Annotated in this window: 15 protein-coding genes; 12 read left to right on the forward strand and 3 right to left on the reverse strand. The window is 63.3% G+C overall.

Annotated features, from left to right (window positions below; translation table 11 throughout):
* Nucleotides 1–92 precede the first annotated feature (92 nt).
* Together QW887_RS10510 and QW887_RS10515 are read left to right on the forward strand one after the other, a co-directional pair.
* Entirely contained in the window at nucleotides 93–1,883 is a 1,791-nt protein-coding gene (locus tag QW887_RS10510; protein WP_316194503.1) for a penicillin acylase family protein, read from the forward strand.
* 17 nt (nucleotides 1,884–1,900) lie between these two features.
* Nucleotides 1,901–2,860: a DMT family transporter gene (locus tag QW887_RS10515; RefSeq protein WP_316194504.1), complete on the forward strand. Its 960-nt coding sequence runs from the start codon at nucleotides 1,901–1,903 to the stop codon at nucleotides 2,858–2,860.
* A 530-nt stretch (nucleotides 2,861–3,390) separates the two neighbouring features.
* On the opposite strand, the gene QW887_RS10520 is transcribed toward QW887_RS10515, so the two are convergent.
* Both QW887_RS10520 and QW887_RS10525 read right to left on the reverse strand, forming a co-directional pair.
* A complete protein-coding gene (locus QW887_RS10520) occupies nucleotides 3,391–4,161 on the reverse strand; it encodes an acyl-homoserine-lactone synthase (RefSeq protein WP_316194505.1) in 771 nt (256 codons plus the stop codon).
* A 78-nt stretch (nucleotides 4,162–4,239) separates the two neighbouring features.
* Nucleotides 4,240–4,974 carry a LuxR family transcriptional regulator gene (locus tag QW887_RS10525; protein ID WP_315715569.1) on the reverse strand — a complete coding sequence of 245 codons (735 nt, stop codon included), beginning with the start codon at nucleotides 4,972–4,974 and terminating at the stop codon, nucleotides 4,240–4,242.
* Nucleotides 4,975–6,162: 1,188 nt separating this feature from the next.
* On the opposite strand from QW887_RS10525, the gene QW887_RS10530 reads away from it, so the two are divergent.
* Nucleotides 6,163–7,146, forward strand: a complete 984-nt coding sequence (locus QW887_RS10530; RefSeq protein ID WP_315715570.1) for a transporter — start codon at nucleotides 6,163–6,165, stop codon at nucleotides 7,144–7,146.
* Between the two features lie 89 nt (nucleotides 7,147–7,235).
* On the opposite strand, the gene QW887_RS10535 is transcribed toward QW887_RS10530, so the two are convergent.
* The gene (locus tag QW887_RS10535; protein ID WP_315715571.1) at nucleotides 7,236–8,144 is read right to left on the reverse strand and encodes a LysR family transcriptional regulator; all 909 of its coding nucleotides are present in this window, start codon (nucleotides 8,142–8,144) and stop codon (nucleotides 7,236–7,238) included.
* Between the two features lie 145 nt (nucleotides 8,145–8,289).
* Between QW887_RS10535 and QW887_RS10540 the strand changes: the two genes are divergently transcribed.
* From QW887_RS10540 to QW887_RS34910, 9 genes are all read left to right on the forward strand, one after another.
* Nucleotides 8,290–9,447, forward strand: a complete 1,158-nt coding sequence (locus tag QW887_RS10540) for an alpha/beta hydrolase family protein (RefSeq protein ID WP_315715572.1) — start codon at nucleotides 8,290–8,292, stop codon at nucleotides 9,445–9,447.
* A 23-nt stretch (nucleotides 9,448–9,470) separates the two neighbouring features.
* On the forward strand, nucleotides 9,471–10,424 hold the full coding sequence (locus QW887_RS10545) for a VOC family protein (RefSeq protein ID WP_315715573.1): 954 nt from the start codon (nucleotides 9,471–9,473) through the stop codon (nucleotides 10,422–10,424).
* A complete protein-coding gene (locus tag QW887_RS10550; protein ID WP_315715574.1) occupies nucleotides 10,408–10,767 on the forward strand; it encodes a Rieske (2Fe-2S) protein in 360 nt (119 codons plus the stop codon). The genes QW887_RS10545 and QW887_RS10550 overlap by 17 nt, the downstream gene beginning before the upstream one ends.
* A gap of 37 nt (nucleotides 10,768–10,804) precedes the next feature.
* Entirely contained in the window at nucleotides 10,805–11,935 is a 1,131-nt protein-coding gene (locus QW887_RS10555; protein ID WP_315715575.1) for an FAD-dependent oxidoreductase, read from the forward strand.
* A gap of 49 nt (nucleotides 11,936–11,984) precedes the next feature.
* Nucleotides 11,985–13,142, forward strand: a complete 1,158-nt coding sequence (locus QW887_RS10560; protein WP_315715801.1) for an MFS transporter — start codon at nucleotides 11,985–11,987, stop codon at nucleotides 13,140–13,142.
* A 16-nt stretch (nucleotides 13,143–13,158) separates the two neighbouring features.
* Nucleotides 13,159–13,734 (forward strand): cupin domain-containing protein, encoded by a 576-nt coding sequence (locus tag QW887_RS10565; protein ID WP_315715576.1) that lies wholly within the window; start codon nucleotides 13,159–13,161, stop codon nucleotides 13,732–13,734.
* The gene (locus QW887_RS10570; RefSeq protein WP_316194506.1) at nucleotides 13,734–14,735 is read left to right on the forward strand and encodes a fumarylacetoacetate hydrolase family protein; all 1,002 of its coding nucleotides are present in this window, start codon (nucleotides 13,734–13,736) and stop codon (nucleotides 14,733–14,735) included. Before QW887_RS10565 ends, QW887_RS10570 begins: the two co-directional genes overlap by 1 nt.
* 3 nt (nucleotides 14,736–14,738) lie before the next feature.
* Nucleotides 14,739–15,662, forward strand: coding sequence for an NAD-dependent epimerase/dehydratase family protein (locus tag QW887_RS10575; RefSeq protein ID WP_316164279.1), 924 nt, complete (start codon nucleotides 14,739–14,741; stop codon nucleotides 15,660–15,662).
* A 176-nt stretch (nucleotides 15,663–15,838) separates the two neighbouring features.
* Nucleotides 15,839–16,129, forward strand: a complete 291-nt coding sequence (locus QW887_RS34910; protein ID WP_410051841.1) for a hypothetical protein — start codon at nucleotides 15,839–15,841, stop codon at nucleotides 16,127–16,129.

The raw sequence follows: 16,129 nt of genomic DNA on the forward strand, positions 1-16,129 counted from the left end.
TTGCTCCACCCGCGCCACTCGGCGTACAACCCACCCGGACTCTAAACTCTGCTGGATGAAACTTCGGTGGCAGCTCACTGAATCGAGCCGAGTTGACCAGCAGAATCGGAACGGTCGATGCCGGCCCGTTCTATCCCGATCCCATGCGGGGCAAGACTGGACCATCGGCGTCGGGTGGGTCTGGTGGCTCGCGCGGACAATCCGACTTTTCAGACAAGATGGGAGCGCTGCTCGGATTGGCCAATGGCGCTTCAAATGCTTGGGTCGTCGCCGGCGAGCGAACCACCAGCGGCCACCCGCTCCTCGCGAACGATCCGCATCTTGACGTGTCGTCGCCAGTGCTCTGGTTTTTATGCCGGATCGTCACCCCCGAAGGATGGGTGAAGGGAGCCGGAGTACCAGGCGTACCGATGATCCTGCTTGGACAGAACGAGAGCGTCGCCTGGGGAACCACGGCGGCGATGTCCGACGTTCAGGATCTGTTCGTGGAAACTCTGGATCCGGCGGATCCGACCAAATATCTTGCGCAGGCTGGCTCTCACGCATTTGACAGGCATGAAGAGACGATCCGAGTCCGAGGTCGGCCCGACGTCAAATTCACCATCCGCAAGTCGCGGCATGGCCCGGTGCTATCCGATGCTGTCCCGCGTCTTGCCGCGCTGGCGGGCAGCGATGGCGTCATCGCGCTATCCTTCAGCGGGCTCGGAGATTGTGACCGCACTGCCGAGGCGTTTCTGAAGCTCAATCGGGCGCGGAATTGGGAGGAGTTCAAGGATAGTCTGCGGCTGTACGAAACGCCTGCGCAGAACATGTTCTACGCCGACGTCGCCGGCAACATCGGAGTGATGAGTCTAGGGCGGGTCCCAGTGCGCAAGTCGGAATATGGCCTGCATCCCGCGGCGGGATCAACGGGTGATGCAGACTGGTCAGGCTACGTTCCGTTCGAGCAGATGCCGCACTCGTTCAATCCGGCCTGTGGCTATATCCATAATGCGAATGGTCGACCGGCCTGGTGTGGGCACGATGTCTTTATGGGATGCGATTGGGAAGAGCCGTATCGGACACAAAGAGTCCAGCAGTTTTTCGACAACATCAGATTGCACTCGCTGGAAACATCTGCCCAAATGCAGGCCGACATTCTATCTCTCGCCGCTCAGGATCTTCTGCCGATTTTGCTTCGAGCAACCCCGTCCAGTCCACTGGGACGGCAAGCCCTCGCGCTGCTCTCGAAGTGGGACGGCACGATGCACAAGGACTGGGCAGAACCGCTCATTTTCAACGGGTGGATGCAGGCGCTCCGACGAATGCTGATCGATGACAAGGCGAAGGTGAAGCTTGAGTATGTCGGGCCATGTGCGGCTTCGCTCCTCAGGAAGCTTATCCTGGAGCATCCCAAATGGTGCGCTTCGGGCGAAGAGACGGATCTGGAATGTCGTGCATGTCTGACGCGGGCTCTCGAAGAAGCTATGGCGCTGCTCTCGAGGCGCCGCGGATCTGACCTGACGAAATGGCGGTGGGGAGACGAGCACATCTCGACGCTTTCGCACGTCTTCTACTCGCGGATACCGATCTTCAGGTCATTGAGCGAGCTTGGCGTCGGAAGTGGCGGGGACCTGTATACGCTCAACAGCGGAGGTGCTCTGCAGCCGCACCATGATCGCCCGTTCGAGCGGAAACACGTTCCGACATTTAGAGCCCTATATGATCTCGGCGATCCGGATCGGTCCCGCTTCATGACTGCGACCGGCCAATCTGGCCATATCTTCTCGCGCTTTTACGGAAACCTGACGCCGCTTTGGAACGAAGGCGAGTCGATCACGCTGGCTGGCGATGAGTTGGCCTTGCAGCGTGAAGGCGCGACTCTCATGAGATTTATTCCGTAGGGCTGACAGGCAGTCACATGGCGGTCGAGGAAGCATCTTTGGTCAAATCGGGTGATACGGAAGCCGATTCCTCGGGCGCGCCGTTGCCGCCGGTTGAGTCAGGATCCAGTCGATCCGGTCCCTATGTTTCGGGGCTGATCGCAGTCATGTTTTGGGGAACGACTCCGGCCGCGACGGTACTGGTCGCCCATGACATGCCCTCATCGTTGATCGGGCCGTCCAGACTTCTCCTGGCCGCGATGTTCCTCCTACCAATGGTTCTCCTGCTTCGGCCGCCGCTTCCGACCGATAGGGGAGGTTGGATCGCCGTCGCGATCAACGGTGTGATCGGGTTCGGTGGCTCGTTCTTTCTGCAGGGTCTGGGCTTCTCGCGAACGTCGACTTCGCACGCGGCTCTCGTCTTGGCTTGCGCTCCGGTGTTTACATCCATCGTCCAGCATGTGCTGTCCCGGACATTTCCCCGCACTCTTTGGCTGATCGGAAGCGCGATGGCATTGTGTGGTGAGACGTTTCTGATCGGCGCTCGTTCGAACGGCGATGTCTTCGGCAGTGGAACAATGGTGGGCGACATCATCGTTCTCATCGGCACCATTACGGTCAGCATTGGATATGTGGCAGGCGCTCGCGCATCTGCGCGAATTGGCCTGTTCGGAGCGACGGCATGGTCGATCATCTTCGGTGCTGCTCTTGTGACGCCGCTGTTGCCCTCTGTCCTGGAGGCGATCTCCGGGGTGACGGTCGTAGGAGGAGGGGCCCTGTTCTTTCTTGCGGTCTTTTGCACCTTGATCGGATTCGCCGCATGGTTCTGGGCTTTGGACAAGGGAGGCGTCTCGGCGATTGCGCCTCTGCAGTTCGGACAGCCGATCGTATCACTCTTGATAGCCGTGATCTTTCTGGGAGAGCAGCTTTCGATGAGCATTTTTGCTGCAGTTGGATTGGTTCTCACGGGGGTATACTTCTGTCGAAAGTCGGCGTGAGAGGTCGTATCCCGCGAGGTGGGTCGCCGGTTAGCAATGCGGCTCTTGATGTGCGTTCCGCAATAGCGGCTGGGCGAATTGCTGTGCTGGATGAATGCGGTTGCAGGTTGTTGTTGTCAGCGAGCCGGACCGCAAGGTCGAAGAACAGCGTTTCGTTCAAGAACTCGTCGCGGATCTCTGCATCCGGTTCATCATGACGCTGCGGGTGAGCTCGGTACTTTGTCCGAGACGATCGCGCCCGGCTTGCCGTCCGGTGCGACAATCGCAGTCAGCCCGCGCTTCCTGTCGCCCGAGAGCGAAGTATCGGCAAATGCTCCCAGCCATTCCGCGGTGACGATCGTCGATCGCACAGCTGTCAGCGCGAACGCTGGCTCGGCACGCTCTTGGCGCGGCGGACCGCAAACTGCTGATCGGCACTCGAACTGCCGAGCTCTCGTCCTTGGACGGGGCTTACCGCCTGCAGGTGCTTGCGGGCGGCTCGCTGTAGCCAACAGCCAGAAGGCAACTTGGGCCCGGAATGAGAGGTCTGGTTAGGTCACCGGGGTCGCCGCGCTGTAGGTGCGGTTGGCGCTGTCCACCTGCAAGGAGCATAGATCTAACGGCTCGGGTACAATCTCTCGTTGCGCGTGAAGTACCCCGGTCCTGCGCAGCGCTCCTGCGCAGATGTGACGTTTTGCTTTGGAAGCGGCGAGGTCTCGGAGGGATGGTTGGTCTAAGATGTCAGTGTCGATTCCCAAGCATTTGCGCGATGTAGATACCGTACGGTCAGAGACTCTCGCCTCCAACGCAAGGGTCGGTCGCCCATCAAAGACCACGGGATCGGCGAGTGGTTGCGCATTCCATCCAAGCCGGTTCAGCCGCCGTACCCAACCCGGCTTGGATTGCGCGATAAGACCCGTGATGCCGAGGTACTGGCATATCTCTGCTATGGCGACCATCAGTCGACGCGAGGCTAGAACGTCACCGTCTCCGATCTCGGACCTGGCGCAAAGACGGGTCCATTCGAAGATGTCCGGCGCCTTCGGATATGATCGCCCCCGCACCAGCTCCGGATACACGTGCGACAGGAGATGCGGCCTGGTCGTCGGAAGAAGCCGCGAGTACGCCATCACCCGTCCGTCGTGGATATCAACTACATGCAGCGCATCATCACCATCAAACTGGTCCCGATCGCGCCGGTCCGGCTTGACAAGGCTTGACCACGCAAGCGCTTCCACGAAGATCCTATATCTAAGATCGTAGATTTCATCCATAAGGCTGGGGGTCGCCAGTTTTGAATCCTCGTAGAACGCAAATATCATCATGGTCTCCTCGGGTAGGGAGACCAACCGATCATTTTGCAGAAGTATTGGCGATGCCGTTCTAGTACAGTATTTACTTCATACTGGCTTTAGCGAACCGTTCAATATCGCGATGCGGACGGCCTCTGTTCGGCTGCCGGCGCGAAGCTTCGACATCGCGTTGCGAAGATATTGATCGACGGTTCGCTTGGAAAGACGAGCCTCAAAGGCGATTTCCTTGGATTTCAGGCCGTGCATCGCCCAATGTAGGCATTCCAGTTCGCGCGGCGCGAGCACGCACGCTCGCTCCTCTTTCGCCGTTGCAGGTCTTTTCGCGTGTATCATTTGGTCGACACGCTGATGACTGAGTAACGCCATGAAATGAAGATTGTGCCGATCGCTTCGCTGCAGCGGCTTGGCGCCCGTCGCAAACGATACGCAGGTTGTGCGCATTTGCGGACCGTGGATGGGGACCGTGAAGCCGTCAATCAGTCCTGCGTCCCTTGCTTCGTCCATGAGCTTTCGTTGTTTTGCGGTGAGCGGCTGAACCGCACACTCCTCGCTCCAGACGTACGGCGTCGCTCTTTCCCGAAGCAGTTGGGCAATCGGGTCTATATGGACATAATTTCTCTCATTATAATATCTGATCCAGGCATCATTCCAGCCACGTAGCTGGATATGAGGCTCGAGGATTTCCATTCGGCTCGGCAGGTCAGCGATAAAGACGCCGGTCACTCCGAAGCGCTCAGTGGAGGCTAGAAGCAGCTCGAGTAGGCTGTCGATGCTAGTAGCATCAGCGATAGCTTCGCCATAGGCCTGAGGGATCTCAAACATTGCCTTCTGTCTCGAACGCAAAGTAGTCAGGATACTGCCGATAGCTGACGGATATCTCTCGTCCGGACAGTCACCCTAGAAGTTCGCGAGTCGCCACACATTCAACCAGCGCACCTCCTCCCGACGTTCCGTTCAGAAATTCCTCGTCTCGCCCGCGCGGTCGTGCACAAAAAAATTGGAGAGTCGCTTCTTCGACATGCCCTACAACCTCTGCGGATGATTAGCAGTGACGGTATAGGAATGCAACCGTTCTGGTTTCCTTGGAATGGTTTTTTGCAGATTGAATGGCAATCTGGTCGGAGCGGTGCGTCGAATGTCTGCCGTACGACTCTGGTAATCGGCCGCAGACATCAAGAAAGCTGTGGCGAAACCCATTCACCGATTCCTCTGCTGGGCGGCTCTCGCTGCCATCAAACGCGACCGAACGATAATGAACGGCCAGAAGCCGGCGGCCCCGACGTCCTGGGTAGGAGACGAGAGTGTCAGCGAATACACGTATTGATTGACGATGAGAAGACTGATCCAGCCAGCACTTGAAAAGCGGTCTGCAAGCGCAGCGTTTTTTCGCCATCAACGCGAACAGCCGGCCTGCTGAACCGATCGCGCCGCGCGTCGGGATACGACGCGTTCATTGAGAAGGCAAACAACCGATTGATATTGCGGCAGTTCGTCTCGACGATTTGCCAAAATGGCTTTGATATCGTTGCATCATCAAACTGATTTTGAATCCGCCATGCGGCCTCTCATCCAGCAGCGTGGCCCGACGTCATGGAATCGTCATTGGTGGAATGACCATGGAAGTTACTGGCAAGTCATATGCCTCTTAATCAGCGGGTCCTAGGTTCGAGCCCTATGCGCCTGCCGCCAACAATCTATGGTTGTGTTTGATCCAAGGCCTGAACTGCAGGCCTCGTACGGGCAATCTTCAACACGGTGGGTGAGATCGATTATGTCGTCGGTGACGTGCCCGTGGTTGCTCACTCTGCTCGAACCAAGGAGCGCGACATCAATCGACGCCCGTGAGGCCGGCACATCGAGACTGTGAATAGCTCGGATCAAAACGATCAATTTTACGAATGATCTGGGATCGCTCATCAATGACGCGATCGGTCGGGCGCGGGCGCGTCGCCGTGAGGTCGGTCGGGGGCAAGCTCGTTTCGTAGAAAACGCGCCACCAAGGGGGGATTCATGACAAGAGGACTGCAGCGGTCCGCTTCCGCAGCGTTGATGTTGGCCGGGATGATCCAGGGTGCGTGGGCCGCCGAGAACGCGGCCACCAACTATCCGGCGGGCTCGCCCGGCGTGTTCATTGCGTCGTTTCCGCCGATCCCGGGCCTGTTTGCGATCAGCCAGACCAGCTACACCAGCGCCAACGGCCTGTATGACGGGCAGGGCAAAAAGCTGCCGATCGACTTCAAGCTCTCCGCCGTGTCGGAGACGATGCGGTTTCTCGCCAGTTATCCCGGCGACTTTTTCGGCGCCCATGTCTATTCGCAGCTCGTGGTGCCCTTCGTCCATCTCGAAAGCACCAATCCCGGCGGATCGTTCCAGGCCAACGGCCTTGCCAATCTGACCTTCTCGCCGATCATTCTGAGCTGGGCGCTGTCGCCCGTGCAGACCTTCACGGTCGGCCTGGACATCATGCCCAACACCGGCACCTATTCGGCGCGGCAGCCCCTCAACGTCGGCACGAACTACACCACCATCTCGCCCGTCCTCGCCTATCGCTATGCCGATCCGAAGGGCTTCGAATTCGCCGTCTCGCCACGTCTGCTGCTCAACGGCACCAATACCGATTCGGTCAACGCCTTCACGCAGCTGACCCAGCAGTACCGCAGCGGTGATGCGCTGGTGGTCGACTTCAACGCGGGCTATAATATCGGCGCCTGGAAGCTCGGCGTCGTCGGTGGCTATACGCATCAGTATCAGGACGACAAGATCAACGGCGTCAAGGCATTCAATTTCGCCGGGGTGCAGGACGGCAACCGGTTGCGCTCGATCAATGCAGGCCCGTCGCTGACCTATAATGCGGGTCCCTTCCAGATCAACGTGAACTACCAGCATACATTCTACGTCGAGAACGGCAGCCGCGGCGATACGGTCTGGGCCAATCTGGCATTCCCGATCTGGGTGCCCGCGCCGCCGCCCGGAGCCGGACCGATCAAGCGCTGACTCGCGCAAGCTGGATTGATCGCTCATCAACGAAGGCGGCCGGCGTCTCGCGCCGGCCGTTCGCCATCGCCAGTGCCGGTCGACGGTGGTCAGGGCAGCTCGGCGACGACCTCGCGGATCAGAGTGCGCAGCCACAGCAGGCCGGCATCGTTGGAGCGGTAGCGATGCCATTGCACGCGCTGCCGCAGCGCCGGCAGCGCGATCGGCAGCTCGATGATGCGGATGGGAAGGCTGCGCTGGGCGGCGATGGCGAGCCGCCGGTGCACGGTGGCAAGGCGGTTCGTCCCGGCAACGAGATGCGGAATGGCGGTGAACGCGTAGACCGAAACGTCCTCGCTGCGGCTCGTGTTGCGCTGCTCCAGATAATAGGTTTCGAGCGATTGCGCCGCGATCGCCGGCCGCATCACGACGTGGGACGACTTGGCGAAATCCTGCCGTGACAGCTTGCCCTTGCCATACTTTCCCTTGCTCCACGCGATGACGCAGAAGTCGTCCTCGAAGATCACCTCGGACGGGTGCAGCTTGGAGCTGAATTCCTCCGGGATGATCAGCAGGTCGACGTCGCCGCGCTCGAGCGCGCGCTCCGGCCGCTGCACCTGCTGCAGGAAGTCGAAGCGGATACCGGGCGCAAGGGCCTCGCTGCGCGCCAGCAGCCGCGGGATCAGCGTCACCAGCGTGTAGTCCGACGCCAGGATCTTGAAGCAGCGGTCGGACTGCGCGGGATCGAACTCGGCAGACGAGGCGATGGCCCAGTCGACCCGCACCAGAAGGTCCCTGATCGAGTCCTTCAGCGTCTCCGCTCGCGGCGTCAGCTCCATCTTGCGGCCGATCTTCACCAGCAGTTCGTCATCGAAATAGGTTCGCAGACGCAGCAAGGCATTGCTCATCGCGGACTGCGTCATGTTCATGCGCGCGGCGGCGCCGCTGACGCTGCGCAGGTGCAGCAGATGGTCGAGCGCGACCAGGAGATTGAGGTCGAACTTGTTGTTGAAGCGCATCGGCGGCCTCGCTCGAGGTATTCAAGAGATCAATGCGATCAATCTTGTTAATCAATTTTTCGAAATGGTCAAACGGGGCTATGCCAGACCTCGGGAAGAACGTCGAGGAAGACGCGTGGCCGGGCCGCGCGTCGCGAGTGCATTCATGTTCAAGTATTTTCCGACCAACTATGTCTGGAATCTCTCGGTCGATCTCGCGATCGAGATGGGCGCGCGGATCGGCGAGATCGAAGAGATGTGCGCGCCGCTGCAGGAGGCGGCCCGGCAGCCCGATGCCAACGGTACCCAGGCCTTCCGCGAGACCTGGGCGCGGATGGCAGACAAGCTCTGTGCGCTCGCGTCCGAGGACGAGGCGAAAGGGCGGCTGCTGTCGGCCGGCGAGAAATATGGCCGCGCAGCGAGCTATTTGATCACCTGCGAGCGTCTGCAGGCGCACGAGGCGCCGGGGCGGCTGGCGCTGTACCGCAGATGTCTCGACGTCTTCGCCAAGGGCATTGCACTGGCGCGGGAGAACTGCGAGCGCGTCGAGATTCCCTATGAAGGCTCCCACATTGCCGGTCTCATGGTCCGCGCGGAAGGGCGCGACGGGCCGGCGCCGCTGCTGGTGCAGGTCAACGGCCTGGATTCGACCAAGGAGATGAAATACCGCGTCGGCTTGCCCGCCTGGCTCGCCCGACGGGGCGTGTCGTCGCTCGTGATCGACCAGCCCGGATCGGGCGAGGCGCTCCGGCTGCAGGGTCTCACCGCGCGCCATGACAGCGAGCATTGGGCGTCCCGGGTCGTCGACTGGCTGGAGACCCGCAGCGACGTCGACCCGAAGCGGATCGGTCTCGAGGGCGTCTCGCTCGGTGGCTACTACTGTCCGCGCGCGGTGGCTTTCGAGCCGCGCTTTGCCTGCGGCGTCGCCTGGGGTGCCAATCACGATTGGCGCGACGTGCAGAAGAGGCGCCTGCAGAAGGAAGGTGATTTCCCGGTCCCGCATTACTGGGCGCATGTGCGCTGGGTGTGGGGTGCGAGAGATCAGGACGACTTCATGCGGATTGCCGAGCAGGTTCACCTCGACGGCATTCTCGATCGCATCAAGGTGCCGTTCCTGGTGACGCATGGCGAAAAGGACTCGCAGATTCCGCTGCATTGGGCCGAGCGGACCTATGAGCAACTGGTGAATTCGCCCAAGCGCGAGCTGAAGGTCTTCACCGCGCGTGAAGGCGGCGCCCAGCATGCGAGCTTCGACAACAGCATCAATGCCGGCCACTACATCGCGGACTGGGTCGCAGAGACATTGAACGGACACATCGCCTGAAGCAGCAGGTGGAGAGGAAAGTTATGAAAATTGTCGGTCTGGAGAGCCTGATATTCGGTGTCGACGACGTGAGAGGCGCGGCGCGCTTCCTGGTCGATTACGGGCTGACGCCCGTCGACGTCTCCGATCGCGGCGGCCGCTTCGAGGCGATCGACGGCACCGCCGTGGTGATCGCACGGCAGGATGATCCGGCTCTGCCGCCGGCGCCCGTGCCGGGCTGCCGTCTGCGCAAGACGGTGATGGGCGTCGCCGACGAGGCGACGCTGGGGGCGATCACCGCCGAGCTGCGGCGCGACCGCGAGGTCCGGCGGCTGCCCGATGGCTCGATCGAGTCGACCGACGATTCCGACTTCGTGATTGGCTTTCAACTGACGGCACGGCGGCCGTTCCTGCTGGCCAGCGAGATCTCGAATGCGCCGGGCGGCGTGGTGTTCCGGCCGATCAACAGCCTCGGCGTGCCGCCGCCGGGCAGCGTGATCCGTCCGCGCTCGCTGTCGCATGTGGTCTATTTCGTGCCCGACGTGGTGAAGGCCGAGGCGTTCTACGTCAACCGGCTCGGCTTCCGCTGCACCGATCGCTTCACCGGCACCGGGCCGTTCCTGCAGCCGGGCGGCTCGCTCGACCATCACACCCATTTCCTGATCGGCGCGCCGCCGCACATGCACGGCGTGGAGCACTTCACGTTCCATTTCGGTGGTCCTTCGGAAATGATCACCAACGGCTATCGCTTCGTCGAGAAGGGCTATCAGGCGTTCTGGGGCCCCGGCCGTCACATCCTGGGCTCGAACTGGTTCTGGTACTTCAATAGCCCGTTCGGCTGCCACATCGAGATGGATGCCGACATGGACCAGCACGATGCGAGCTGGCAGCCGCGCGAGGCGACGGCATCCGCCGACAATTCGCAGACCTTCCTGATGAAGATGCGCAAGAAATGGTACCCCGGCCCCGGAATCCCCGAGAATGGCGACTACGCGTGAGGCCGAGGCGCGATGGATCCGGCTGTGCCGCGCCGATGAGATCGGCGAGGCGCAGTCGCGCGGCTTCGATCCCGATGATGAGGGGCAGGACAGCCTGTTCGTCGTGCGCCGGCACGGACAGCTGCATGGCTGGCGCAACGCCTGTCCGCATATCGGCGGTGCGCCGATGGCCTGGCGCAGGGATGCGTATCTCAACGCCGACGGCACGCGTATCGTCTGTCACGCGCACGGCGCCGAGTTCATGCCCGACACCGGGCTGTGCGTGCAGGGGCCGTGCCGCGGCGAGCGGTTGAGCCGTCTCGAGCTCGTCGTCATCGACGGCGAGTTGTTCGTAAAGTCATAACATGCCCGCAAGGGCGGACTGCAGAGGGGGAAGCACCATGGCAGTGGTGAGCAGGGTGCTGACGATCGGAGGCGGCTTTTCCGGTATGGCCGCGTCGATCCAGATGCGCAAGGCGGGCATCAACATCGATCTCGTCGAGGTCGATCCGAACTGGCGGCCGGAGGGCGCCGGCATCACGGTCAGCGGACCGACCTTGCGCGCGCTCGAGACGATCGGCGTGTTCGCGGAATTCGCGCGGCGCGGCTACACGGCTGACGGTGTCGACCTGTTCGCGCCATCGGGGCATCGGATCGGCGAGATCCCGACACCGAAGGCCGTAGGATCGGATGTGCCCGGCGGCGGCGGAATCATGCGGCCCGAACTCGGGCGCATCCTCGCCGATGCGACGCGCGCCGCTGGCGTTCACGTGCGTGTCGGCTGCACCTACACGCGGATCACGCAGCACGACGGCGATGTCGAGGTCGCCTTCACCGATGGCACGACGGGCCGTTATGATCTCGTGGTGGCTGCCGATGGCGTGCATTCGAAGACGCGGGCGCTGCTGTTTCCCGAGGTCAAGCCGCCGCAATACATCGGCCAGGTGGTCTGGCGCGCCGTGCTGCCGCGGCCGGCCGACATCGTGCGTCCGCGGATGTGGCTGGGTGGTGCGGTCAAGGCGGGCGTCAACCCGGTGTCGCCGAGCCACATGTATATGTTCGTGACGGAGGCGCGGCCGGAAAAGCTCCAGGCCGAGCGCGCGTCCTGGCCGCAACTGGTCGCGGACCTGCTGGCGCCGTTCAGCGATCCCGTGCTGGTGGCACTGCGGGCGCATCTGTTCGCTCCCGACGCCGCCATCGACTATCGGCCGCTCGCCAACCTGCTGGTGCCGGCGCCGTGGAATCGCGGCCGCGTCATCCTGATCGGCGACACCGTGGCCGCGACCACGCCTCACCTCGCCTCCGGCGCGGGCATCGGCATCGAGAGCGGCATCGTGCTGGCCGAGGAGCTGGCTCGCGCGACGACCCTGCAGGAGGCGTTCGACCGCTTCCATGCGCGCCGCTGGGAGCGCTGCCGCATGGTGATCGAGAACTCGGCGCAGCTCTGCCGCATCGAAATGGAGAACGGCGACAAGGCGGAGCACGCCAGGATCATGCGCGAGTCGATCGTCGGGCTGACGCAGCCGATCTGAGCCAACAACATCAACGAACAACATCATCAACGGGGAGGAAGCAATGACGGTGACGACGGAGACGTGGCGCGGGCGCATCGCGCTGATGGTCGCGCATTGCGCCGGGATGGTCGATCTCGTCGCGCTGCCGGTCTGGGTGGGCGCGCTGATCGAGCGCTACAGGTTCAGCCCGCAGCAGGCGGGACTGCTGGCCACGCTGTTCCTGCTGGGCGCCGTGCTCAGCAGCCTGTTCTTCGCGCCTCGCTTCAACCGGATGAACGCCCGCCTGGCGGCGGCTGCGGGATACGCCGTGGCCGCGCTGGTGTTCCTGGCCGCGAGCCGAACGTCGGAGTTTGCGCTGCTCGCGATGCTGCACGCGCTGGGCGGCGCAACAGCGGCCTGCGGGCTGAGCTTCACTCACGGCACCATCGCACGCAGCGCCAACCCGCACCGCCTGTTCGCCATCGTCGGAATGGCGCTCGGTGTGTTTGCCATTCTGTTTCTCGGCATGACGCCCAATCTCGTGGCGAGCTTCGGCGGCCAGGCCTTGTTCGTCGTGTTTGCCGGCGTGATGGCGGTCGCGGCGCTGGCGGCGGCGCTATCATTTCCGAAGGGCGTGGTGCGCAGTGACGAGGATCTGATCGCGGAGGTCAGCCATCTGCCGCGCGCCGTCTGGTTCGGCATTGCCGGCATCAGCTGCATGGCGCTGACCCAGGCGATGCTGTTCAGCTTCATCGAGCGCATCGGCGCTGACCGCGGCTTCGAAGCTGACGCGGTGACGGGCGTGCTGATCGCGCTCGGCTTCGTCAACCTGCTGCCGGCGCCGCTCGCCGCCATAATGGAGCGGCGGCTACCGGCGAGACACGTGCTGCTGGCGGGCCCGGTCTGCCAGGCGCTGATCGCCGTGACGATCACCTTCGGCTCCGGCTTCGTCGCCTATGCGGTCCCGACCGCGATCTTTGCCGCGGTAATGATCTTCACCCACACCTTTGCGTTCGGGCTGCTGTCGCGTCTCGACCCGACCGCGCGGGCGTTGGCCGGCACGCCGGCGATGCTGATGATCGGCGCTGCGATCGGCCCCATTCTCGGCGGCACCTTGGTGCAGCTGTTCGGCTATCCTGCGCTCGGGCTCGGCGCCGTCATCATCTCATCCGTCGCCGTCGTGATGTTCTCGCGCGTGTTCGCTGCGCGCGGCGCAGCGTCCGCCGCCTCTCTCGAAATCGCCTGACCAGGAGGCCTCCAGCATGACCCTTCCGCAGATCCGCCGCGTCGTCACCGGCCATGACGCGCAGGGCGCCGCCGTGATCTCGTCCGACGGCGCCTTGCCAACCGTCACCGAGCTGGCGGCGATCCCCGGCACCTTCTTCCACGAGGTCTGGAGCACGCAGGCAACGCCGGCGCTGATCGACAACGGTCCCGATCCGACGATCGGGCCGCTGCGGCTGCCGCCGCCAACGCATGGCAGCCGCATCCGCTTCGTCGACATTCCGCCGGATACCGAGGACTTTCTCCGCAACGGCGCGGCGCGCATGAATGCCGCGTTCAGCCAGATCGGCGACCCCCACGCCTCGACCGTGACGACGGAATCGCCACATCCGCTGATGCACCGCACCGAGACGATCGACTATGGCATCGTCATCTCCGGTGAGATCACGCTGGTGCTCGACAAGGGCACCGCTGACCTCAAGGTCGGCGACGTGGTGATCCAGCGCGGCACCAACCACGCCTGGGCCAACCGCAGCGACAAGCCGTGCCGGATGCTGTTCATCCTGGTCGACGGCAAGTTCGGTCCCGAAGCCAACCCGACCAAGGCCAGCTGATGAGACTCGCGACCTATCGGAACGGCAGCCCCGACGGCGGCCTGGTCATCGTCTCCGGGGATCAGGCGCGCGCGTGCAATGCCAGCGCCATCGCACCGGATCTGCTGACGGCGCTGCGGAATTGGCAGCAGGTCGAGCCGGCGTTGCGCCAGCTCGCTGAAAGTCTCGAGGATGGATCGGCTGCCGATGTAACGGCGTTCGATCCCGCGCGATGCCTCGCACCGCTGCCGCGCGCGCCGCAATGGCTGGATGGCTCGGCCTTCCTGAATCACGGACGGCTGATGGATGTCGCCTTCAACAAGCCGCCGATCCCCGACTTCGACACCGTCCCGGTGATGTACCAGGGCGCCAGCGACGACTTCCTCGGGCCGCAGGACGATGTTCCCTTCGTGACAGAAGCTGATGGCATCGACTTCGAGGGCGAGTTCGGCGTCATCGTCGACGACGTGCCGATGGCTGCTTCTGCCGAAGAGGCTGCGCAACGAATCCGGCTGCTGGTGCAGATCAACGACTGGAGCCTGCGCGCGGTCGGCGCGCGCGAGGTTCGCACCGGCTTCGGCTTCCTGCAGGCGAAGCCCTCGACCAGCTTCGCGCCGTTTGCGGTGACGCCGGACGAGGTCGGCGATGCCTGGCGCGATGGCCGGCTCGACATGGCCCTGCATGTCCGGCGCAATGGCGAGCGGATCGGCGCAGCCTCGGGCCGCGAGATGGCGTTCTCGTTCCCGCAGCTGATCGCCCATGCGGCGCGGACGCGGCGGTTGACGGCCGGCACGATCATCGGCTCGGGCACGGTCTCGAACGCCGATCGCGCCGCCGGATCGAGCTGCCTTGCCGAGGTCCGGGCGATCGAGATGATCGAACACGGCGCGGCGCGGACCTCGTTCCTGCGCTTCGGTGAGGGGGTGACCATGCAGGCCTGCTTCGCCGATGGCCGGCCGGGTCCGTTCGGGCGTGTCGCGCAGCGCGTGGTTCGTGCGGCGGGCGCCGATCGGCCGGATTGAACCATGCGTATTCTTGTCACGGGGGCCGCGGGCTTCATCGGCCGTGCGCTGCTGCATCGGTTGCTGATCGACATGGACGGTGCTGAAATCACCGCACTCGATCTCGCCGAGGCGCCAGCGGGATTGTCCGGTGCGCGTCTGTCCTGGATCCGAGGCGGCCTCGACGATCCCGCCGTGCTCGAGCAACTCGGCGCCGCGCCGTTCCACCTCGTGTTCCACCTCGCCAGCATTCCCGGCGGCCGCGCCGAGGCCGCGCCCGCGCTCGGCCGCCGCGTCAATCTCGATGCGTCGCTGGATCTCTTCCAGCTGCTGGCGGAGAGCCGACATCGGCCGCGCGTGGTCTATGCCAGCAGCATCGCCGTCTACGGCGCGCTTGCGGAGGCGCGGGTCGGCGCACGCACGGAGGCGCGGCCGGCGATCACCTATGGCGCGCACAAGCGGATGGTGGAGATCGCGCTCGCCGATCACACGCGACGCGGAGATCTGTCGGGTATCGCACTGCGGCTGCCCGGCATCGTGGCGCGGCCCAGGCCCGTGAGCGGCTTCGGATCGGCGTTCATGAGCGAGCTGCTGCATGCGCTGTCCGCGGGCGAGCGCTATGTCTGTCCGGTGTCGCCGGGCGCGACGGCCTGGTGGTTGTCCGCGAAGGCCGCCGTCGACAATCTCCTCCTCGCCGGGAAGCTCGATGTCTGCGGAACCCTGCAGCTTCCGGCGCTTCGTCTCTCGATCGCCGAGGTGGTGGACGGCCTGGCGCAGCTGCTCGGCGCGGAGCGCGCCGCGCGCGTGACGTTCGATCCCGATCAAGGCATAGAGGACGTCTTCGGCCGCTATCCCGAGTTGGATGCCAACGCCGAGCTGGCCCTCGGCTTCGCCCACGATGGATCGGTGGCGGAGATGATCGCGAATGCGGTGCGCGCGATCGCATGACGGGGAATGAGCCCAACTCGCCGGACCAGCATCTGTCGGGCGAGGCCACGGGCACCGCAGCCATGGCGTCCCGAAAGGAGTGCTGATTCTTTGAGTTTGTTGGTTTTCCCTGCTTCCTTAGGGAGCGCCAGTTTCCAAGCTGAACTATTGATTTCTGGGAGTTTGAGCCGGACTACATGTTCGGCAGGATGGGCGTTGACGCCAAGGTCGGTGGTGCCGCAATCCCAGGCTGGACCGTTACGGCTCTGGTGTTCATTCCATTCGCGGCTGGTTATTTCCTGTCGTACCTGTTCCCGACGATCAATGGCGTGGTCTCCCAGCGCCTCGCCTCCGAGCTTGGACCGATGCTGATGATCGCTCTTGGCGCTCGCCGAGGCGAAGCAAGCCACGCGTCTGGAGGTCGTATCAATAGAGCCGAGCCGGACAAATGCAGTGCTGCGGTTGGAGGCTCCGGCACGTCGCGATGA

Source organism: Bradyrhizobium sp. SZCCHNRI3052 (genome assembly GCF_032484895.1).
Taxonomy (GTDB): Bacteria; Pseudomonadota; Alphaproteobacteria; order Rhizobiales; family Xanthobacteraceae; genus Bradyrhizobium.

Coding starts and splice junctions, on each gene's coding strand:
- QW887_RS10515 (WP_316194504.1), top strand. CDS start 1,901: ATGGCGGTCGAGGAAGCATCTTTGGTCAAATCGGGTGATACGGAAGCC.
- QW887_RS10520 (WP_316194505.1), bottom strand. CDS start 4,161: ATGATATTTGCGTTCTACGAGGATTCAAAACTGGCGACCCCCAGCCTT.
- QW887_RS10525 (WP_315715569.1), bottom strand. CDS start 4,974: ATGTTTGAGATCCCTCAGGCCTATGGCGAAGCTATCGCTGATGCTACT.
- QW887_RS10530 (WP_315715570.1), top strand. CDS start 6,163: ATGACAAGAGGACTGCAGCGGTCCGCTTCCGCAGCGTTGATGTTGGCC.
- QW887_RS10535 (WP_315715571.1), bottom strand. CDS start 8,144: ATGCGCTTCAACAACAAGTTCGACCTCAATCTCCTGGTCGCGCTCGAC.
- QW887_RS10540 (WP_315715572.1), top strand. CDS start 8,290: ATGTTCAAGTATTTTCCGACCAACTATGTCTGGAATCTCTCGGTCGAT.
- QW887_RS10545 (WP_315715573.1), top strand. CDS start 9,471: ATGAAAATTGTCGGTCTGGAGAGCCTGATATTCGGTGTCGACGACGTG.
- QW887_RS10550 (WP_315715574.1), top strand. CDS start 10,408: ATGGCGACTACGCGTGAGGCCGAGGCGCGATGGATCCGGCTGTGCCGC.
- QW887_RS10555 (WP_315715575.1), top strand. CDS start 10,805: ATGGCAGTGGTGAGCAGGGTGCTGACGATCGGAGGCGGCTTTTCCGGT.
- QW887_RS10565 (WP_315715576.1), top strand. CDS start 13,159: ATGACCCTTCCGCAGATCCGCCGCGTCGTCACCGGCCATGACGCGCAG.
- QW887_RS10570 (WP_316194506.1), top strand. CDS start 13,734: ATGAGACTCGCGACCTATCGGAACGGCAGCCCCGACGGCGGCCTGGTC.
- QW887_RS10575 (WP_316164279.1), top strand. CDS start 14,739: ATGCGTATTCTTGTCACGGGGGCCGCGGGCTTCATCGGCCGTGCGCTG.
- QW887_RS34910 (WP_410051841.1), top strand. CDS start 15,839: ATGTTCGGCAGGATGGGCGTTGACGCCAAGGTCGGTGGTGCCGCAATC.